17 protein-coding genes are annotated in these 14757 nt (G+C 71.9%); 12 read left to right on the forward strand and 5 right to left on the reverse strand.

The features are described from left to right. Positions 1-118: 118 nt before the first annotated feature. Positions 119-1741: an acetolactate synthase gene (locus AB0C19_RS14765; RefSeq protein ID WP_357184648.1), complete on the forward strand. Its 1623-nt coding sequence runs from the start codon at positions 119-121 to the stop codon at positions 1739-1741. Between the two features lie 48 nt (positions 1742-1789). On the opposite strand, the gene AB0C19_RS14770 is transcribed toward AB0C19_RS14765, so the two are convergent. Genes AB0C19_RS14770 through AB0C19_RS14780 form a run of 3 tightly spaced genes read right to left on the reverse strand, consistent with a single transcriptional unit; the run spans position 1790 to position 2922 of the window. Next, positions 1790-2200: a PLD nuclease N-terminal domain-containing protein gene (locus AB0C19_RS14770; RefSeq protein WP_357184651.1), complete on the reverse strand. Its 411-nt coding sequence runs from the start codon at positions 2198-2200 to the stop codon at positions 1790-1792. A 27-nt stretch (positions 2201-2227) separates the two neighbouring features. After that, positions 2228-2533, reverse strand: coding sequence for a DUF202 domain-containing protein (locus AB0C19_RS14775; RefSeq protein ID WP_357184654.1), 306 nt, complete (start codon positions 2531-2533; stop codon positions 2228-2230). Continuing rightward, positions 2530-2922, reverse strand: a complete 393-nt coding sequence (locus AB0C19_RS14780) for a DUF202 domain-containing protein (RefSeq protein ID WP_357184657.1) — start codon at positions 2920-2922, stop codon at positions 2530-2532. Before AB0C19_RS14780 ends, AB0C19_RS14775 begins: the two co-directional genes overlap by 4 nt. 42 nt (positions 2923-2964) lie before the next feature. Here AB0C19_RS14780 and AB0C19_RS14785 point away from each other — a divergent pair, with 42 nt between their 5' ends. The 4 genes from AB0C19_RS14785 (at position 2965) to AB0C19_RS14800 (ending at position 6113) form a co-directional block, all read left to right on the forward strand. After that, positions 2965-3762, forward strand: coding sequence for a GNAT family N-acetyltransferase (locus AB0C19_RS14785; protein ID WP_357184660.1), 798 nt, complete (start codon positions 2965-2967; stop codon positions 3760-3762). Continuing rightward, a complete protein-coding gene (locus AB0C19_RS14790) occupies positions 3759-4172 on the forward strand; it encodes a hypothetical protein (RefSeq protein ID WP_328650662.1) in 414 nt (137 codons plus the stop codon). Before AB0C19_RS14785 ends, AB0C19_RS14790 begins: the two co-directional genes overlap by 4 nt. 187 nt (positions 4173-4359) lie before the next feature. Then, positions 4360-5139, forward strand: a complete 780-nt coding sequence (locus tag AB0C19_RS14795; RefSeq protein WP_357184664.1) for an electron transfer flavoprotein subunit beta/FixA family protein — start codon at positions 4360-4362, stop codon at positions 5137-5139. A gap of 14 nt (positions 5140-5153) precedes the next feature. Next, entirely contained in the window at positions 5154-6113 is a 960-nt protein-coding gene (locus tag AB0C19_RS14800) for an electron transfer flavoprotein subunit alpha/FixB family protein (RefSeq protein WP_357184667.1), read from the forward strand. A 93-nt stretch (positions 6114-6206) separates the two neighbouring features. Here the strand turns inward: AB0C19_RS14800 and AB0C19_RS14805 are convergent, their stop codons facing one another. Together AB0C19_RS14805 and AB0C19_RS14810 are read right to left on the reverse strand one after the other, a co-directional pair. Then, the gene (locus tag AB0C19_RS14805) at positions 6207-7064 is read right to left on the reverse strand and encodes an anti-sigma factor (RefSeq protein WP_357184670.1); all 858 of its coding nucleotides are present in this window, start codon (positions 7062-7064) and stop codon (positions 6207-6209) included. Then, a complete protein-coding gene (locus tag AB0C19_RS14810) occupies positions 7018-7620 on the reverse strand; it encodes a sigma-70 family RNA polymerase sigma factor (RefSeq protein ID WP_357184673.1) in 603 nt (200 codons plus the stop codon). Before AB0C19_RS14810 ends, AB0C19_RS14805 begins: the two co-directional genes overlap by 47 nt. Before the next feature lie 230 nt (positions 7621-7850). Between AB0C19_RS14810 and AB0C19_RS14815 the strand changes: the two genes are divergently transcribed. From AB0C19_RS14815 to AB0C19_RS14845, 7 genes are all read left to right on the forward strand, one after another. Further along, positions 7851-8681 (forward strand): DUF4397 domain-containing protein, encoded by an 831-nt coding sequence (locus AB0C19_RS14815; protein ID WP_357184676.1) that lies wholly within the window; start codon positions 7851-7853, stop codon positions 8679-8681. Then, complete coding sequence (locus tag AB0C19_RS14820; protein WP_357184679.1) at positions 8678-9331, forward strand: class F sortase; 654 nt, start codon at positions 8678-8680, stop codon at positions 9329-9331. Before AB0C19_RS14815 ends, AB0C19_RS14820 begins: the two co-directional genes overlap by 4 nt. 104 nt (positions 9332-9435) lie before the next feature. Beyond that, on the forward strand, positions 9436-10611 hold the full coding sequence (locus AB0C19_RS14825) for a cysteine desulfurase family protein (RefSeq protein WP_357184682.1): 1176 nt from the start codon (positions 9436-9438) through the stop codon (positions 10609-10611). Positions 10612-10864: 253 nt separating this feature from the next. Continuing rightward, positions 10865-11938: a tRNA 2-thiouridine(34) synthase MnmA gene (gene mnmA, locus AB0C19_RS14830; protein ID WP_357184685.1), complete on the forward strand. Its 1074-nt coding sequence runs from the start codon at positions 10865-10867 to the stop codon at positions 11936-11938. Positions 11939-11975: 37 nt separating this feature from the next. After that, positions 11976-12980, forward strand: coding sequence for a methionine synthase (locus tag AB0C19_RS14835; protein WP_357184688.1), 1005 nt, complete (start codon positions 11976-11978; stop codon positions 12978-12980). Positions 12981-13016: 36 nt separating this feature from the next. After that, positions 13017-13382 (forward strand): VOC family protein, encoded by a 366-nt coding sequence (locus tag AB0C19_RS14840; protein ID WP_238684693.1) that lies wholly within the window; start codon positions 13017-13019, stop codon positions 13380-13382. A gap of 82 nt (positions 13383-13464) precedes the next feature. Next, positions 13465-14475: an ADP-ribosylglycohydrolase family protein gene (locus AB0C19_RS14845; RefSeq protein WP_357184693.1), complete on the forward strand. Its 1011-nt coding sequence runs from the start codon at positions 13465-13467 to the stop codon at positions 14473-14475. Positions 14476-14757: the final 282 nt, after the last annotated feature.

Raw genomic sequence — 14757 nt, forward strand, 5'->3', positions numbered from 1 at the left:
TCGCTTCCCGCCCCGACGACGCTCTGACCTCGGCAACGTCCACTGGCCGGGGCCACGGTCGCACTGCCAAGTGACTGGCCGGTAACCTGTGATCCCGGCCACGGACGATGGGAGCGACATGACGGAGCGGATCGAGGGTCACGGCGGCGAGTTGGCGCTCGCGGCACTACGCGCGCACGGCGTACGGGAGATGTTCACGCTGTCCGGCGGGCACGTCTTCCCGCTGTACGACGCCGCGTACAAGACCGACTTCCCGATCTACGACGTCCGGCACGAGCAGTCCGCGGTCTTCGCCGCCGAGGCGGTGGCCAAGCTCCAGCGCCGCCCCGGCCTCGCCGTGCTCACCGCCGGGCCCGGTGTCACAAACGGCATCTCCGGCATGACCAGCGCGTTCTTCAACGCCTCGCCGGTGCTGGTGCTCGGGGGGCGCGCACCCGCGTTCCGCTGGGGCTCGGGCAGCCTCCAGGAGATGGACCACCTGCCGCTGGTCGCCCCGGTCACCAAGCACGCCGAGACGGTGTTCAGCACCGACGACATCCCGCGTGCGGTGGGTGCGGCGCTCAACGCCGCGCTCACCCCGCACCGGGGTCCGGCCTTCCTCGACTTTCCGCTGGAGACGGTCTTCTCGGTCGCGGAGGCAGAGTTGCCGACCGTGACGGGTGTCGACCCGATCGCCCCGGACCCGGAGGAGGTCGGCCGCGCGGCGCTGCTCATCGCCGCTGCGCAGCGGCCGGTCATCATCGCCGGCTCCGACGTGTACGCAGGCGACGCGGTCGCCGCGCTGCGCGAGGCGGCCGAGGCGTTGCAGGTGCCGGTCTTCACAAACGGCATGGGTCGCGGCTCGCTCCCGCCGGAGCACCCGCTGGCGTTCGCCAAGGCCCGTCGGGCCGCGCTCTCCGGCGCCGACGTGGTCGTGGTGGTGGGCACCCCGCTGGACTTCCGGCTCAGCTTCGGTGACTTCGGTGACGCCAAGGTGGTGCACATCGTCGACGCCCCCAGCCAGCGGGCGACGCACGTGCAGCCGGCCGCCGCCCCCGCCGGTGACCTGCGCCTGATCCTCTCCGCGCTGGCCGATCACTCCGGCGACCGGGCCGACCACGCCGACTGGATCGCCGACCTGCGGGTCGCCGAGGACGCGGCAAAGGCTCGGGACGCCGCGGAGATGGCCGCCGAGACCGACCCGATCCGCCCGGCCCGGATCTACGGCGAGCTGCGTCGAGCGCTCGCCCCGGACGCGATCACCATCGGCGACGGCGGCGACTTCGTGTCGTACGCCGGGCGGTACCTGGAGCCGGCCCAGCCCGGCACCTGGCTGGACCCGGGCCCGTACGGCTGCCTGGGCACCGGCATGGGTTACGCGATGGGCGCCCGGGTCAGTCACCCGGACCGGCAGATCTGCGTGCTGATGGGCGACGGCGCTGCCGGCTTCTCGCTGATGGACGTCGAGTCGCTGGTCCGCCAGAAGCTGCCGGTGGTGATCGTCGTCGGCAACAACGGCATCTGGGGGCTGGAGAAGCACCCGATGCGGGCCATGTACGGCTACGACGTGGCCGCCGACCTCCAGCCGGAGCTGCGGTACGACACGGTGGTCAGCGCACTCGGCGGGGCGGGGGAGACGGTCGCCAAGGCGGCCGACCTGGGCCCGGCGCTCCAGCGGGCGTTCGACTCCGGAGTGCCGTACCTGGTGAACGTGCTCACCGACCCGACCGACGCGTACCCCCGGTCGTCGAACCTGGCCTGAGTCGTACCCGCCGCCGCCGTCGCTCCTGCGCCGGCGGCGGCGGCGCGCTCACACCTCCGGTCGGTCGCCCTCGCGCGGCGGCTCGCCGTCGCGGCGGCGCAGGTCGTCCTCGCGTCGCCGCAGGTCTTCCTCCCAGCGTTGGAACAGCTCCTGGTCCTGCTGCTGGGCGCGTTCCTCGACGGAGCGCAGGAACTCCGGGTCGTCGTCGGGGGCCACCGGCCGAGGGCGCTGCCGCTCGCCGCCGCCGACCGGCCAGCCCTTGCCGGCGCCGGGGCTGGGTTCCCGGCCGACGATGAACCAGGCGATCGAGCCGACCAGCGGGAAGAACAAGATGATCAGCACCCAGGCGATCCGGGGAAGGGCACGGATCTTGCCCTCCTCGGCGGAGAGGCAGCTGATCAGTGCGCAGACGGCGAGGACAATCTGCACCAGGAAGAGGAGTACGCCAAGCCGGGCCATGCACCCATGATGACGCACCCGCGCGCGTCACCACAGTCCGCGCAGCACCAGCAGCACTCCCAGTAACGCCAGCACCACAGTGCCCACCGTGACCAGGGGCAGTGTCCGGCCGCCGGTGCGGGCCGGACCGGTGCCAGTGCCCCGGGGCCAGCAGAGCACCAGCAGGGCGCCCCACACCAGAACGGTGCCGCCGGCGATCAGCGCACCGGTCGGGTCACCCGTCGACGCCAGCCGGACGGCGAGCACGCTCACCACGGTCACAGTGAGTAGGGTGCGCCGCCAGGCCAGCCGGGTCCGCTCCGGTTGCAGCCCCGGGTCGCGTCCGGTGCTCACCGCCCACCGACCGCCCGCATCAGGACGGCGGCCACCAGCAGCAACGCGCCGACGCCGACGGCGAGCGCCAGGATGGCGGGGAACCGGGACGCGGGCAGCTCCTGACCGAGCCGGATGGCCCGCTCGGTACGCGCCCAGTGGTCCACCGCGCGGATCGCGACCGCCGCGCCGAGCAGCAGCAACGCCACAGCGATCACCTCGCGCAGGTGGCTCATCGGCAGGGGCGGGAGGAACTGCGCGGCGGCCAACCCGCCTCCGACCAGCGCCAACCCGGTGCGCAGCCAGGCGAGGAAGGTCCGTTCGTTGGCCAGGGAGAAGCGGTAGTCCGGTGTTTCACCGACCGAGCCCAGCTCCGCCGGGTCGAACCACCGCTTGATCGTCTCCCGCACAGTGGGAGATTATCCGCTTCCCATCCCGCTTAGCCTGGGCCGGTGACTGATCTCGACATCCTGACGCTGCGGACCGCCTACGACAACCAGCTCCGCCCGGAGATCCCCGACCCGGTTCCGGCCGGCGTGACCGTGGAGCGGGACGGGCCGCTGGTCCGGATCACCGGTCTCGACTCCGGTGGGTTCATCACGTACCGCGACCTGGGTGGGTTGGCCGGCGAAGCGCTGGACGAGTTGATCGCCCGGCAGGTGGGGTTGTGTCGTGAGCGGGGCGAGTCGGCGGAGTGGAAGCTCAACGAACACGACGAACCGGCGGACCTGGCGGACCGGCTGCGCGCCGCCGGCTTCGTCCCGGAGGACCGGGAGACCGTCGTGGTCGGCCCGGTCGCGCCGCTCGCCGCCGCGCTGCCGGTCGCCCCCGAGGGGGTACGCCTGCGTGAGGTGACCTCGCGCGAGGACCTGGAGCGGATCGCCGCCATGGAGGAGGAGGTCTGGCAGGAGGACCGCTCGCACCTGGTGTGGGGCCTGGCCAAGGAGATCGACGCCGACCCGAACTCGATCACAGTGGTGGTGGCGGAGGTGGACGACACGGTGGTGAGTGCCGGCTGGGTGCGGTTCCCGGCGAACACCGGCTTCGCCACCCTGTGGGGCGGCTCGACCCTGCCGCAGTGGCGGCGCAGGGGCATCTACCGAGCGTTGGTCAACTACCGGGCGCGGCTGGCCGAGCAGCGGGGTCGGACGCTCATGCAGGTCGACTGCTCCGAGGACAGCCGGCCAATCCTCCAGCGGCTCGGCCTCGTCGCGGTCACCACCACCACCCCGTACGTCTACACTCCGTGATCATGGAGCAGCGGTTGACTGACGAGGAGCGGCTGACCCTCAAGACCGGTGCGTTCGGCGCCGTCTTCCTGGTCTCCAATGCCGATCCCGGTGTCCTGGGGGTGATCCGGGAGAGCATCGCCGCGTCCGGCGCGTTGGCCGACGCCAGTGGCACGGTCAAGGAGGCGCTGACCACCGGCCCGCTGCCGCGACTTCCCCGGGACTCACAACTGGAGATCGAGTCGGTGGTGCTGCCGGCGCTGGGGCGGGCGGTGCGGATCCTGCGCGAGAAGTCCCCACGGGACGTGGACGCGTACCGCGAACTGGTGTTGGCCGCGGCGGACCAGGTGGCCCGCGCGCACGACGGGGTGGCGCCCGCCGAGGCGGCGGCCATCGACCAGATCCGGGTCGCGTTGGCCGAGCCGGCCTGACCGGCTGCGCGTCGGTGAGCTGTGTCACTCTGAGTGCTGCGGGAGTGCAACCTACTGGCAGGTAACATTGCGCCGTGGGCAACTGCACAACCGCCCGCGGTTGACCTGGCGTCGACCGACGCGCGACGCTGCGCCCCAGACCGGGCGAGCGAATCGCAACACCACACAGGAGGGTCGTCGAAGCGCGATGAACATCGTCGTACTCGTCAAGCAGGTGCCTGATTCGGGCGCGGACCGCAACCTGCGCAATGACGACAACACCGTCGACCGCGGTTCGGCGAACAACGTGATCAACGAGATGGACGAGTACGCCATCGAGGAGGCGCTGAAGATCAAGGAGGCGCACGGCGGCGAGGTCACCATCCTGACCATGGGTCCGGACCGGGCGGCCGAGTCGATCCGCAAGGCGCTCTCCATGGGCCCGGACAAGGCAGTGCACGTGCTGGACGACGCCCTGCACGGCTCGTGCGCCGTCGCCACCTCGAAGGTGCTCGCCGCCGCGCTCGGTCAGCTCAATGCCGACCTGGTCATCTGCGGTGCCGAGTCCACCGACGGTCGGGTCCAGGTCATGCCGCACATGATCGCCGAGCGGCTGGGCGTCGCGGCGCTCACCGGTGCCCGCAAGCTCACAGTCGACGGCGCGACGCTGACCGTCGAGCGGCAGACCGAGGAGGGCTACGAGGTGGTCACCGCCGCCACCCCGGCCGTCGTCTCCGTCTGGGACACCATCAACGAGCCGCGCTACCCCTCCTTCAAGGGCATCATGGCCGCCAAGAAGAAGCCGGTGCAGACGCTCTCGCTGGCCGAGCTCGGGGTAGCTGCCGACGAGGTGGGCTTCGACGGCGCCACCAGTGCCGTCGTCGAGCACACCAAGCGCCCCCCGCGCTCCGGCGGCGCCAAGATCACTGATGAGGGCGAGGGCGGCGTCAAGCTGGTCGAGTTCCTCGCCACCGAGAAGTTCGTGTGAGAGGGGGGTCTGACATGTCCGAGGTTCTCGTCGTCGTCGAAGCCACAAAGGAATTCGGCGTCAAGAAGGTCACCCTGGAAATGCTCACCCTCGCGCGTGAGCTGGGCACCCCGAGCGCTGTGGTGCTGGGCGGCGCCGGCGCCGCCGAGGCGCTGAGCGGCAAGCTGGGCGAGTACGGCGCGGAGAAGATCTACGCCGCCGAGGGTGACGAGATCGACGGCTACCTGGTGGCCCCCAAGGCGACAGTGCTGGCCGAGTTGGTCAAGCGAGTGCAGCCGGTCGCCGTGCTGCTGGCGTCGGCCCAGGAGGGCAAGGAGATCGCCGCCCGGCTCGCCGTCAAGCTCGACAACGGCATCCTGACCGACGTGGTCGGCCTGGACGCCGACGGCACCGCGACCCAGGTCGCCTTCGCCGGCTCCACCATCGTCAAGTCCAAGGTCACCAAGGGCCTGCCGTTGGTCACCGTGCGGCCCAACTCGGTCACCCCCGCCCCGGCGGCGGCCACCCCGGCGATCGAGCAGCTCACCGTGACGGTCACCGACACCGACAAGCTGGCCACTGTCGTCGAGCGGGTCGCCGAGCAGAAGGGCTCCCGCCCCGAGCTGACCGAGGCCGGCGTGGTCGTCTCCGGCGGTCGGGGCGTCGGCAACGCCGACAACTTCAAGCTGGTCGAGGAGCTGGCCGACCTGCTCGGCGGCGCCGTCGGCGCGTCCCGCGCGGCCGTCGACTCCGGCTTCTACCCGCACCAGTTCCAGGTGGGCCAGACCGGTAAGACGGTCTCCCCGCAGCTCTACGTCGCCCTCGGCATCTCCGGTGCCATCCAGCACCGGGCCGGCATGCAGACCTCGAAGACCATCGTCGCTGTCAACAAGGACGGCGAGGCGCCGATCTTCGAGCTGGCCGACTTCGGGGTGGTGGGCGACCTGTTCAAGATCGTCCCGCAGGCCGCCGAGGAGATCCGCAAGCGCAAGTAGGCAGGCGATACGTCAGTGGCCGTCCGTGTGAACGGGCGGCCACTTTCGTATGGGAGCTGATCGGCGAGCCGGGGAGCTGAGCCGGCCCGCCGATCAGCCCGTCAGAGAGCCCCTCAGCAGGCTGTCGCCGGAGTGGCGGGTGTTGTTGTCGTACTGCTCGGCGGAGACGTCGACCACCGAGTAGCTCTTGAGGTCGACATTCGGGGGCAGGGGTAGCAGCGCGTCCGAGCCGCCACCAAGGGTGCCGACCGAGAACATCTCCATCGTCGTCGGATTGATGAGCCAGACCTCGTAGTACCCCGCGACGCTCGGGAGATTCGCCACATGCAGATGTAGTTGGCCGTCCTGGAAAACCCGGGCGTCCCCCTTGGCCGTCGGCGGGGTCGCCCCGTATGCCGCCAGCGGCGCGCTCGCCACCACCACCGGCGGCGGGGTGGGCGTCGGATCGTCAGGTCGGAGCACCGAGACGGTGCCCACGACGCCGATCGCCGCGGCGGCGGCCGCGGTCACAGCGGTGGCCACCCAACCGGACCAGCCGCGACCCCGGCGGGATCGCCGCGTCGGGTCCAGTCGGGTCACCGTCGACCCGACCGCAGCGCCAAAGGTCTGCTCGGCCGTCGTGAAGTCGGTCTGCTCGGCCGTCGTGAAGTCGGCCTGCTCGGCCGTCGTGGTGTCGGCCTGCTCGGGCAGTCGGTGTCGACGGGTCTCGGTCAGCAACGGCCCGGCCTCCGCAGCCCTGACCTGGGCTTCGATGCCGTCCCAGATGTGCTCCGGCGGGTCGGCCAGGTCGGCCAGGCCCTGCGTCTCGGTGCCGAGCCCCGCCACCTGCCGAAGGGTCGCCACCTCCGCCCGGCAGAGCGCGCAGGTGCCGAGGTGGGTGCTCTCCCCGTTGTCCGCCTCGCTCTCACCGAGTGCCAGAAATACCAGCCGGTCGTGGTCCAGGTGCTGCACCGTCCACCTCCCATCTGCGCTTCAAGCTCGCCATGCCGCGTCGGATGTGACTCTTCACGGTGCCCAACGGCACGCCGGTCACAGTGGCTATCTGCTGGTGTGTCAGGTCGTCGTAGAAGGCCAACTCCAGCATCCGTCGCTGGTCGTCCGGGAGACGAGCCAGCTCGTCGGCGATCACCAACCGGTCCACCACGCGGTCCGGATCCGGCTGGGTCTGCGCCTGCTCGGGCAGTTGTCGGACCGTCTCCACCACCCGGGTCTCCCGGGCCGAGGCGCGCATCCGGTCGATCACCTTCCGCCGGCCGATGCCGAGCAACCAACCGATCAGCGACCCCTTGGCCGGGTCGAACGTGTCGCGACCCAGCCAGGCGGCGACGAACGTCGCCTGGGTGACGTCCTCGGCGTCGCTGCGGTTCGCCAGCATGGACGTGGCCAGGTGGAGCACGGCACGACCGTAGCGGTCGTACGCCTCGCGCAGCGCCACGTCGTCGCCGTCGCGGAACCTGCGGTCGAGGTCGTCCACCGGAGGGTCCGGTTCCTGTCGTAGCGCCGTCATCGGGCGGCTCGCCTTCGATGGGGCATGCCCGACTGTAGCTGCCACAGCCCCCGCCCCACTTCCCCGGTCGATGTCATCTCACCAGCTCTTCGTCTCCCGACCCCGTTCCGGATGCGGTCGGGGCCGGAAAAGAAAAGTGCCTCCGGGGCGCATCCACCCGCCCGAGAGCCGGCGTAACCCGTTCTGCAAGCCAGGCCTGACGAATCAGCACCAAATATCAGGAGGCAGACATGCAGCTCTCGTACTTCCGTCGGGTCGCCGCGGGCGGCGCGGTCGCCGCGCTGGCCTTCGCCGGCGTCGGCGCCCTCACCGCCGGCCCCGCGTACGCCGCCACGTCGAAGGTCTCCGTCGTGCACGGCATCCCGGACACCCCTGTCGACGTCTACGTCAACGGCAAGAAGACGCTGGACAACTTCAAGCCCGGCGACGTCGCCGGCCCGCTGAACCTGGAGGAGGGCGACTACGACATCGCGCTCACCAAGCCGGGCGAGCCGATCGGCAGCGCCATCCTCAAAGTCGACAACGCCGCGGTGCCGGGTGGTGCCAACATCAGCATCGCGGCCCACCTCGACGCCGCTGGCAAGCCGAAGATCACCCCGTTCGTGAACGACGTCTCGAAGGTCGACGCCGGCAAGGCGCGTCTCATCGTCCGGCACACCGCCGCGGCCCCGGCGGTCGACGTGCGCGCCGGTGGCACCCCGGTCTTCGAGGACCTCACCAACCCGAACGAGGCCAAGGGCGACGTCGACGCTGGCGAGGTGAAGGCCGACGTGGTGCTGGCCGGCACCGACACCGTGGCCATCGGCCCGGCGGACCTCAACCTCAAGGAGGGCACCGCCACGATCGTCTACGCGATCGGCTCCGCCGAGGGCAAGACCCTCGACGTGGTGGCCCAGACCATCACCGGCCTGCACTCCGCCCCGGGCGGCGTGCCCAGCGGTGACGGCGGCCAGGCCGGCACGGGCGTGGACACCTGGTGGTACGTGCTCGCCGGTGCCGGCGTACTCCTGCTGCTTGGTGGTGGGGTGCGGATGGCGACCGCGCGGACCGGCCGCAAGTGACGGTGCGCAATCGCGGCGCGCTGGCGGCCCTGGCCGCCGGCGTTGCCGCGCTCACCGCCGCCGCTCTGGTGGCGTGCGCCAACCAGCCGGCCGGGACGGTGGGGGCCGAGGAGGCGAGCACGCTGGCCAGCCCCGCACCGACCGCCGCCAGTGCCCCGTCGGTGCCGGTGACCGCGGGTGAACTGCCCGCCGGCCCGAAGATCATCCCGCCGGTACGGCTGCTGATCCCGGAGATCGGCGTCACCGCCACCGTCAACGCGGTCGGCATCAACGAGCGGACCAACGAGTTCGAGGTGCCGCCGAGCGTCGACCAGATCGGCTGGTACCGCTACGGCCCCGGCCTGGAGGCGGAGGTCGGCTCGGTGGTCATCGCCGGTCACGTGGACAGCGCCAAACAGGGCAAGGGGGCGTTCTTCCGACTGCGTGAGCTGGACCAGGGCGACACGTTGACAGCGACCGGCAGCGACGGCGAGGCACGGCGCTACCGGGTCGTCGCCCGGGAGGAGTACGCCAAGACCAAGATCCCGCTGGACCGGTACTTCGCCCGCGACGGCAAGCCGCGGCTGACCCTGATCACCTGTGGTGGGCCGTTCGACGCCAAGGCGCGCAAGTACCGCGACAACATCGTCGTCACCGCGGTGCCCGCCTGACCGGGTCCGTGCGCATCGGGCCGGGGTGGAGTTCCACCCCGGCCGTTGCGTGCAGTCCCCTCCGGCATCCGGTCCTCAAGGTGTCAGCCGTACGCTGAACGGCGATGGCTTACCTGGATCACGCGGCGACGACTCCCATGCTCGATGAGGCACTGGAGGCGTACGTCGCTACCGCCCGCGAGGTCGGCAACGCGTCCTCCCTGCACGCGGCGGGCCGCCGTGCCCGCCGCCGGGTCGAAGAGTCACGCGAACAGGTGGCAGCGGTGCTGGGCGCCCGGCCCTCTGAGGTGATCTTCACCGGTGGCGGTACGGAGAGCGACAACCTCGCGGTCAAGGGCATCTTCTGGGCCCGCCGAGCAGCCCGGCCCGATCGCCGCCGGGTGGTCTCCAGCGCCGTCGAGCACCACGCGGTGCTGGACGCTGTCGACTGGCTGGCCCAGCACGAGGGCGCCGAGGTCGGCTGGCTGCCGGTCGACGCCGTCGGTCGGCTCGACCCGCAGACCCTGCGCGCCGAGTTGGCCGCGCACGCCGACCAGGTGGCAGTGGTCACGGCGATGTGGGCGAACAACGAGGTGGGCACCGTCCAGCCGGTGGCCGAGTTGGCCGCCGTCGCCGCCGAACACGGTGTGCCCTTCCACACCGACGCCATCCAGGCGGTCGGTCAGGTGCCCGTCGACTTCGGCGCCAGCGGGGTCGCCGCGCTGACTGTCACCGGGCACAAGTTGGGCGGGCCGACCGGGGTGGGTGCGCTGCTGCTCGCCCGGGACGTGCCGGCCACGCCGCTGCTGCACGGCGGCGGCCAGGAGCGTGACATTCGCTCCGGCACCCTGGACACCGCCGGCATCGTCGCTTTCGCTGTGGCCGTGGAGTCGGCGGTGAAGGGCCAGCAGGAGTACGCGGCCCGGGTGGCCGCCCTCCGCGACGACCTGATCGAGCGGGTCCGCCAGGCGGTGCCCGAGGTGATCTACAACGGTGACCCGACCGATCGGCTGCCCGGCAACGCGCACTTCTCCTTCCCCGGCTGCGAGGGCGACGCGCTGCTGCTCCTGCTCGACGCGCAGGGGATCGCCTGCTCGACCGGCTCCGCCTGCTCGGCCGGCGTGGCCCAGCCCTCGCACGTGCTGCTCGCGATGGGCGCCGACGACGACCGCGCCCGCTCCTCGCTGCGCTTCACACTGGGGCACACCAGCACCCAGGCCGACATCGACGCCCTCATCGCGGCCCTCCCGGCAGCGGTGGAACGAGCCCGCCGAGCCGCAGCCCTCCGCACCCCCCGCTAACCCCCCCCGGGCCCCCACCCCCTGATTTCCGCGATCTTGCACTTTCGGTCGTCCGTTCGCGTCTTGTGCGGCATATGTCGCAGCAGAAAGTGCAAGATCGCGTGGGCGTGGGCGTGGGCGTGGGCGTGGGCGTGGGCGTTCGGGGTTGGCGTTGGGGGTTGGTCGTTGGGGTTTGTGGGGTGGGGGTGGGTTCGGGGCTGGTGGATAGGGTTGTTGTGGGGAACGGGCGGGGACGGGGAAGGGGAGTGGGTCAGTGAGGGTTCTGGCGGCGATGTCGGGTGGGGTTGACTCGGCCGTGGCGGCGGCACGGGCGGTGGCGGCCGGGCACGACGTGACCGGCGTGCACCTGGCGCTGGCCCGCAACCCACAGACCTATCGGACCGGCGCTCGCGGTTGCTGCACCCTGGAGGATTCCCGGGACGCCCGGCGAGCGGCCGACGTGATCGGCATCCCGTTCTACGTGTGGGACATGGCCGACCGCTTCCACGAGGACGTGGTCGACGACTTCGTCGCCGAGTACGCCGCCGGTCGTACGCCGAACCCCTGCCTGCGCTGCAACGAGAAGATCAAGTTCGCGGCGGTGCTGGACCGGGCGGTGGCCCTGGGCTTCGACGCAGTGGTGACCGGGCACCACGCCCGCCTCGGCGCGGACGGGCTGCTGCGGCGCAGTGTCGACCTGGCCAAGGACCAGTCGTACGTGCTCGCCGTGCTCACCCGCGAGCAGCTCGACCGGTCGATCTTCCCGCTCGGTGACTCGACAAAGGCGCAGGTCCGCGCCGAGGCCGCAGAGCGTGGCCTGGCCGTGGCCGACAAGCCTGACTCACACGACATCTGCTTCATCGCCGACGGGGACACCCGTGGCTTCCTGGCCGGCCGGCTCGGTGAGGCGCCCGGCGACGTGGTGGACGCCTCCACCGGCGCGGTCGTCGGCAATCACAGCGGTGCCTACGCGTACACGGTGGGGCAGCGTCGCGGGTTGAACCTGGACCGGCCCGCCCCGGACGGCCGGCCACGCTACGTGCTCTCCATCACGCCGAAGACCAACACGGTGACCGTGGGTCCGGCCGAGGCCCTGGACGTGTCCGACGTGCACGCCGTACGTCCGGTCTGGACCGGCGGCGCCCGTCCGGACGCCCCGGTCGAGTGCGAGGTGCAGTTGCGCGCGCACGGCGACGCGGTGCCGGCGACCGTCGCCCTCGCCGGTGACCGGCTGCACGCCGAGCTGCGCCGACCGGTACGCGGCGTCGCCGCCGGTCAGGCCGTGGTGGCGTACCGACCGGACCCGGCCGGCGACGTGGTCCTCGGCTCCGCGACCATCACCGGCTGACCGCACGGCCTGGGTGTTCGCGGGATAGCCTTCGCCCGTGACAGATCAGGCGTGGCCCTGGCCGGCCGGCGCGGCAACCGGAATTGGTTCGCTGCCCGGCACCGACATCGGCGAGGCTCAGCGGGTGGTCCTCGGTGAACTTCCCGAGCTGCCGCACCTGCCCGAGTTGCCGGCCCGTGGCCCCGGAGCGGACATGATCGGTCGGTCCGCCGGGCTGCTCGTCGAGCTGCCCGTCGAGGTGTACGCGGGGCGGTGGCGGATCGCCCCACGCCCGGGCCGCGACCTGCGTCGGGCCCGTGACCTGATGGAACGCGACCTGGACCAGCTCGCCGAGCAGGCCGAGGGGTACGCCGGGCCGATCAAGGTGCAGGCCGCCGGCCCGCTCACGCTGGCCGCCTCCCTGGAATTGCCGATCGGTGGCCGAATGCTGCGCGATCCCGGCGCGGTCCGCGACCTGACCGGCTCCCTCGCCGAAGGGCTGCGCGCACACGTCGCGGCGGTCGCCCGCCGGCTGCCCCAGGCATCGGTGCTGCTGCAACTGGACGAACCGTCACTGCCGACAGTGCTGGCCGGGCGGGTGCCGACCGAGAGCGGGCTGGGCGCGTACCGGCCGGTCGACTCGGTGGACGCCGCCGCCCTGCTGCGCACTGTCGTCGAGGCGGTCGGCGTGCCGACGCTTGTGCACTGCTGCGCCCCGGACGTGCCGCTGGAGCTGATCCGCTCCACCGGCGCCGTCGCGGTAGCCCTCGACCTGGACCTGGTCACCAAGCTCGACCCGCTGGGCGAGGCGATCGACGCCGGCCTCGGGTTGCTGGCCGGGGCCGCGCCGACCCGGCCGCCGTCGGCCGGCGGCGCGCCGACCTCCGCGCAGATCGCCGATCGGGTACGCCAGGTCTGGGACCGCCTCGGCTTCCCTCGTCGCCAACTCGCCGAGCAGGTGGTGATCACCCCGGCCTGCGGCCTCGCCGGCGCCACCCCGGAGTACGCGCGGGCGGTGCTCGCCGCGTGCCGGGACGCCGGCCGACGCCTCGCCGAGGACTGAGGTTTCCTGTCGTACCCGGTGGGCAGGATGACGGTCATGATTGGACAGCTGCGTTCAGTGGTGATCGACTGCCCGGATCCGCGGGCGTTGGCGGCGTTCTACGCCGAGCTGCTCGGCGTACCGCTCGCCGAGGGTGACTCCGACGACGACTGGGTGGTGCTGGGCGGCCCACCCGGTCACCAGCCGCGCCTCGCCTTTCAACAGGCGCTCAACCTGCGTCAACCGGCCTGGCCGGATCCTGAGCGCCCACAGCAGTTCCACCTCGACGTGACGGTGGACGACATCGAGGCCGCCGAAAAGGCGGCGCTCGCGTTGGGTGCTCGGCGGCTGCCAGGTGAGGGCGAGGGCTTCCGGGTCTACGCCGATCCGGCCGGCCACCCGTTCTGCCTCTGCTGGGACTAGGGCGGGTTTCGGACGTGTCGGTCGGGCCGACACTTCCGACAACACTCCCTGAGCATGCCGTGGGTTGCGGCGGCCGGGCATCATGGCCGCCGTGATCCATACCTCTGCGCTTCGCGCCTCCGGTTCACTCTTCGGCCTCGCCTACGGTGACGCGCTGGGCAAGCCGACCGAGTTCCTGACCGTCGCCGAGATCGAGCGCCGGTATGGCCCGACCGGCCCGCGGGAGCTGTCCGGCGAGCCGGCACTGGTCACCGACGACACCCAGATGGCGCTCGCGGTGGGTTGGGCGCTGCACGAGGCGCCGTCGTTCACGCCGGAGGCGGTGGAGCCGCTGCTGCGTCAACGCTTCCTGGCCTGGGCGGTCAGCCCGGACAACAACCGTGCCCCGGGCATGACCTGCCTGCGCGCCTGCGCCGAGCTGAGCCGTGAGGTGCGCTGGCAGGAGGCGACGGTGGTCGGCTCGAAGGGCTGCGGGGCGAACATGCGGGTCACCCCGGTCGGGTTGCTCGACGTGGACCTCGACACGCTCGCCGGGTTGGCCCAGTTGCAGGCCGGGCTGACTCACGGCCACCCGACCGGGCTGGCCGCCAGCGAACTCACCGCGTACGCGGTCTTCGCTCTGCGCGCGGGCGTCCCGCTGCCCGACCTTCCCGCATTGCTCACCGAGCGGGCACTGTCCCAGCGCCTGGTCTACTCCGAGCGGTGGCTGGGCGACCTCTGGCAGCGTGCCGGTTCCGGTTCTCCGCAGGAGTTCATCGCCCAGGGCTGGGACGAGTGCCTGGCGGTGCTGGGCCGACTGACGAACGCCCTGGCACAACCGGACGACGGGAGTGACCCGTGTCAGGCCACCGGGGAGGGCTGGGTGGCCGAGGAGGCGCTGGCCACCGCGCTGCTCTGCGCCGTACGGCACGCCGACGACCCGATCGCGGCGCTGGCCCGGGGCGCGACCACCGCCGGTGACTCCGACTCGATCGCCGCCCTGGCCGGCGCGTTCGTGGGCGCGACCGTCGGCATGACCGCCTGGCCGCGCGACTGGGCCAACCGCATCGAGTACGCGGACCAGTTGGCCACCCTCGGCGCGGCCTGGGACTGACCGGCCGGCCGGGTCGGCCCGGCCTGCCCCGGCCCGGTCGGGTCCGCCTCGGCCCGGTCGGGTCCGGTTCGGCCCGGTCGGGTCCGGTTCGGCCCGGTCGGGTCCGGTTCGGCCCGGACGGCCCCGACCGGCGCGACCGAGCAGTCATGATCAACTCGGGTTTCTGCAAACCGGGGTATCCGGGAGTGGCGGTTTCAAGCGGCTGTTGCGACCAGGTGTTTGTGGAGTACCTCGGCTGGATTCTGCCAGTCGAGGGTTTGGCGTGGTCGTCCGTTGAGTTCG

It is taken from the genome of Micromonospora sp. NPDC048842 (assembly GCF_040649935.1).
In the GTDB taxonomy this organism is placed as follows: Bacteria; Actinomycetota; Actinomycetes; order Mycobacteriales; family Micromonosporaceae; genus Micromonospora; species Micromonospora hortensis.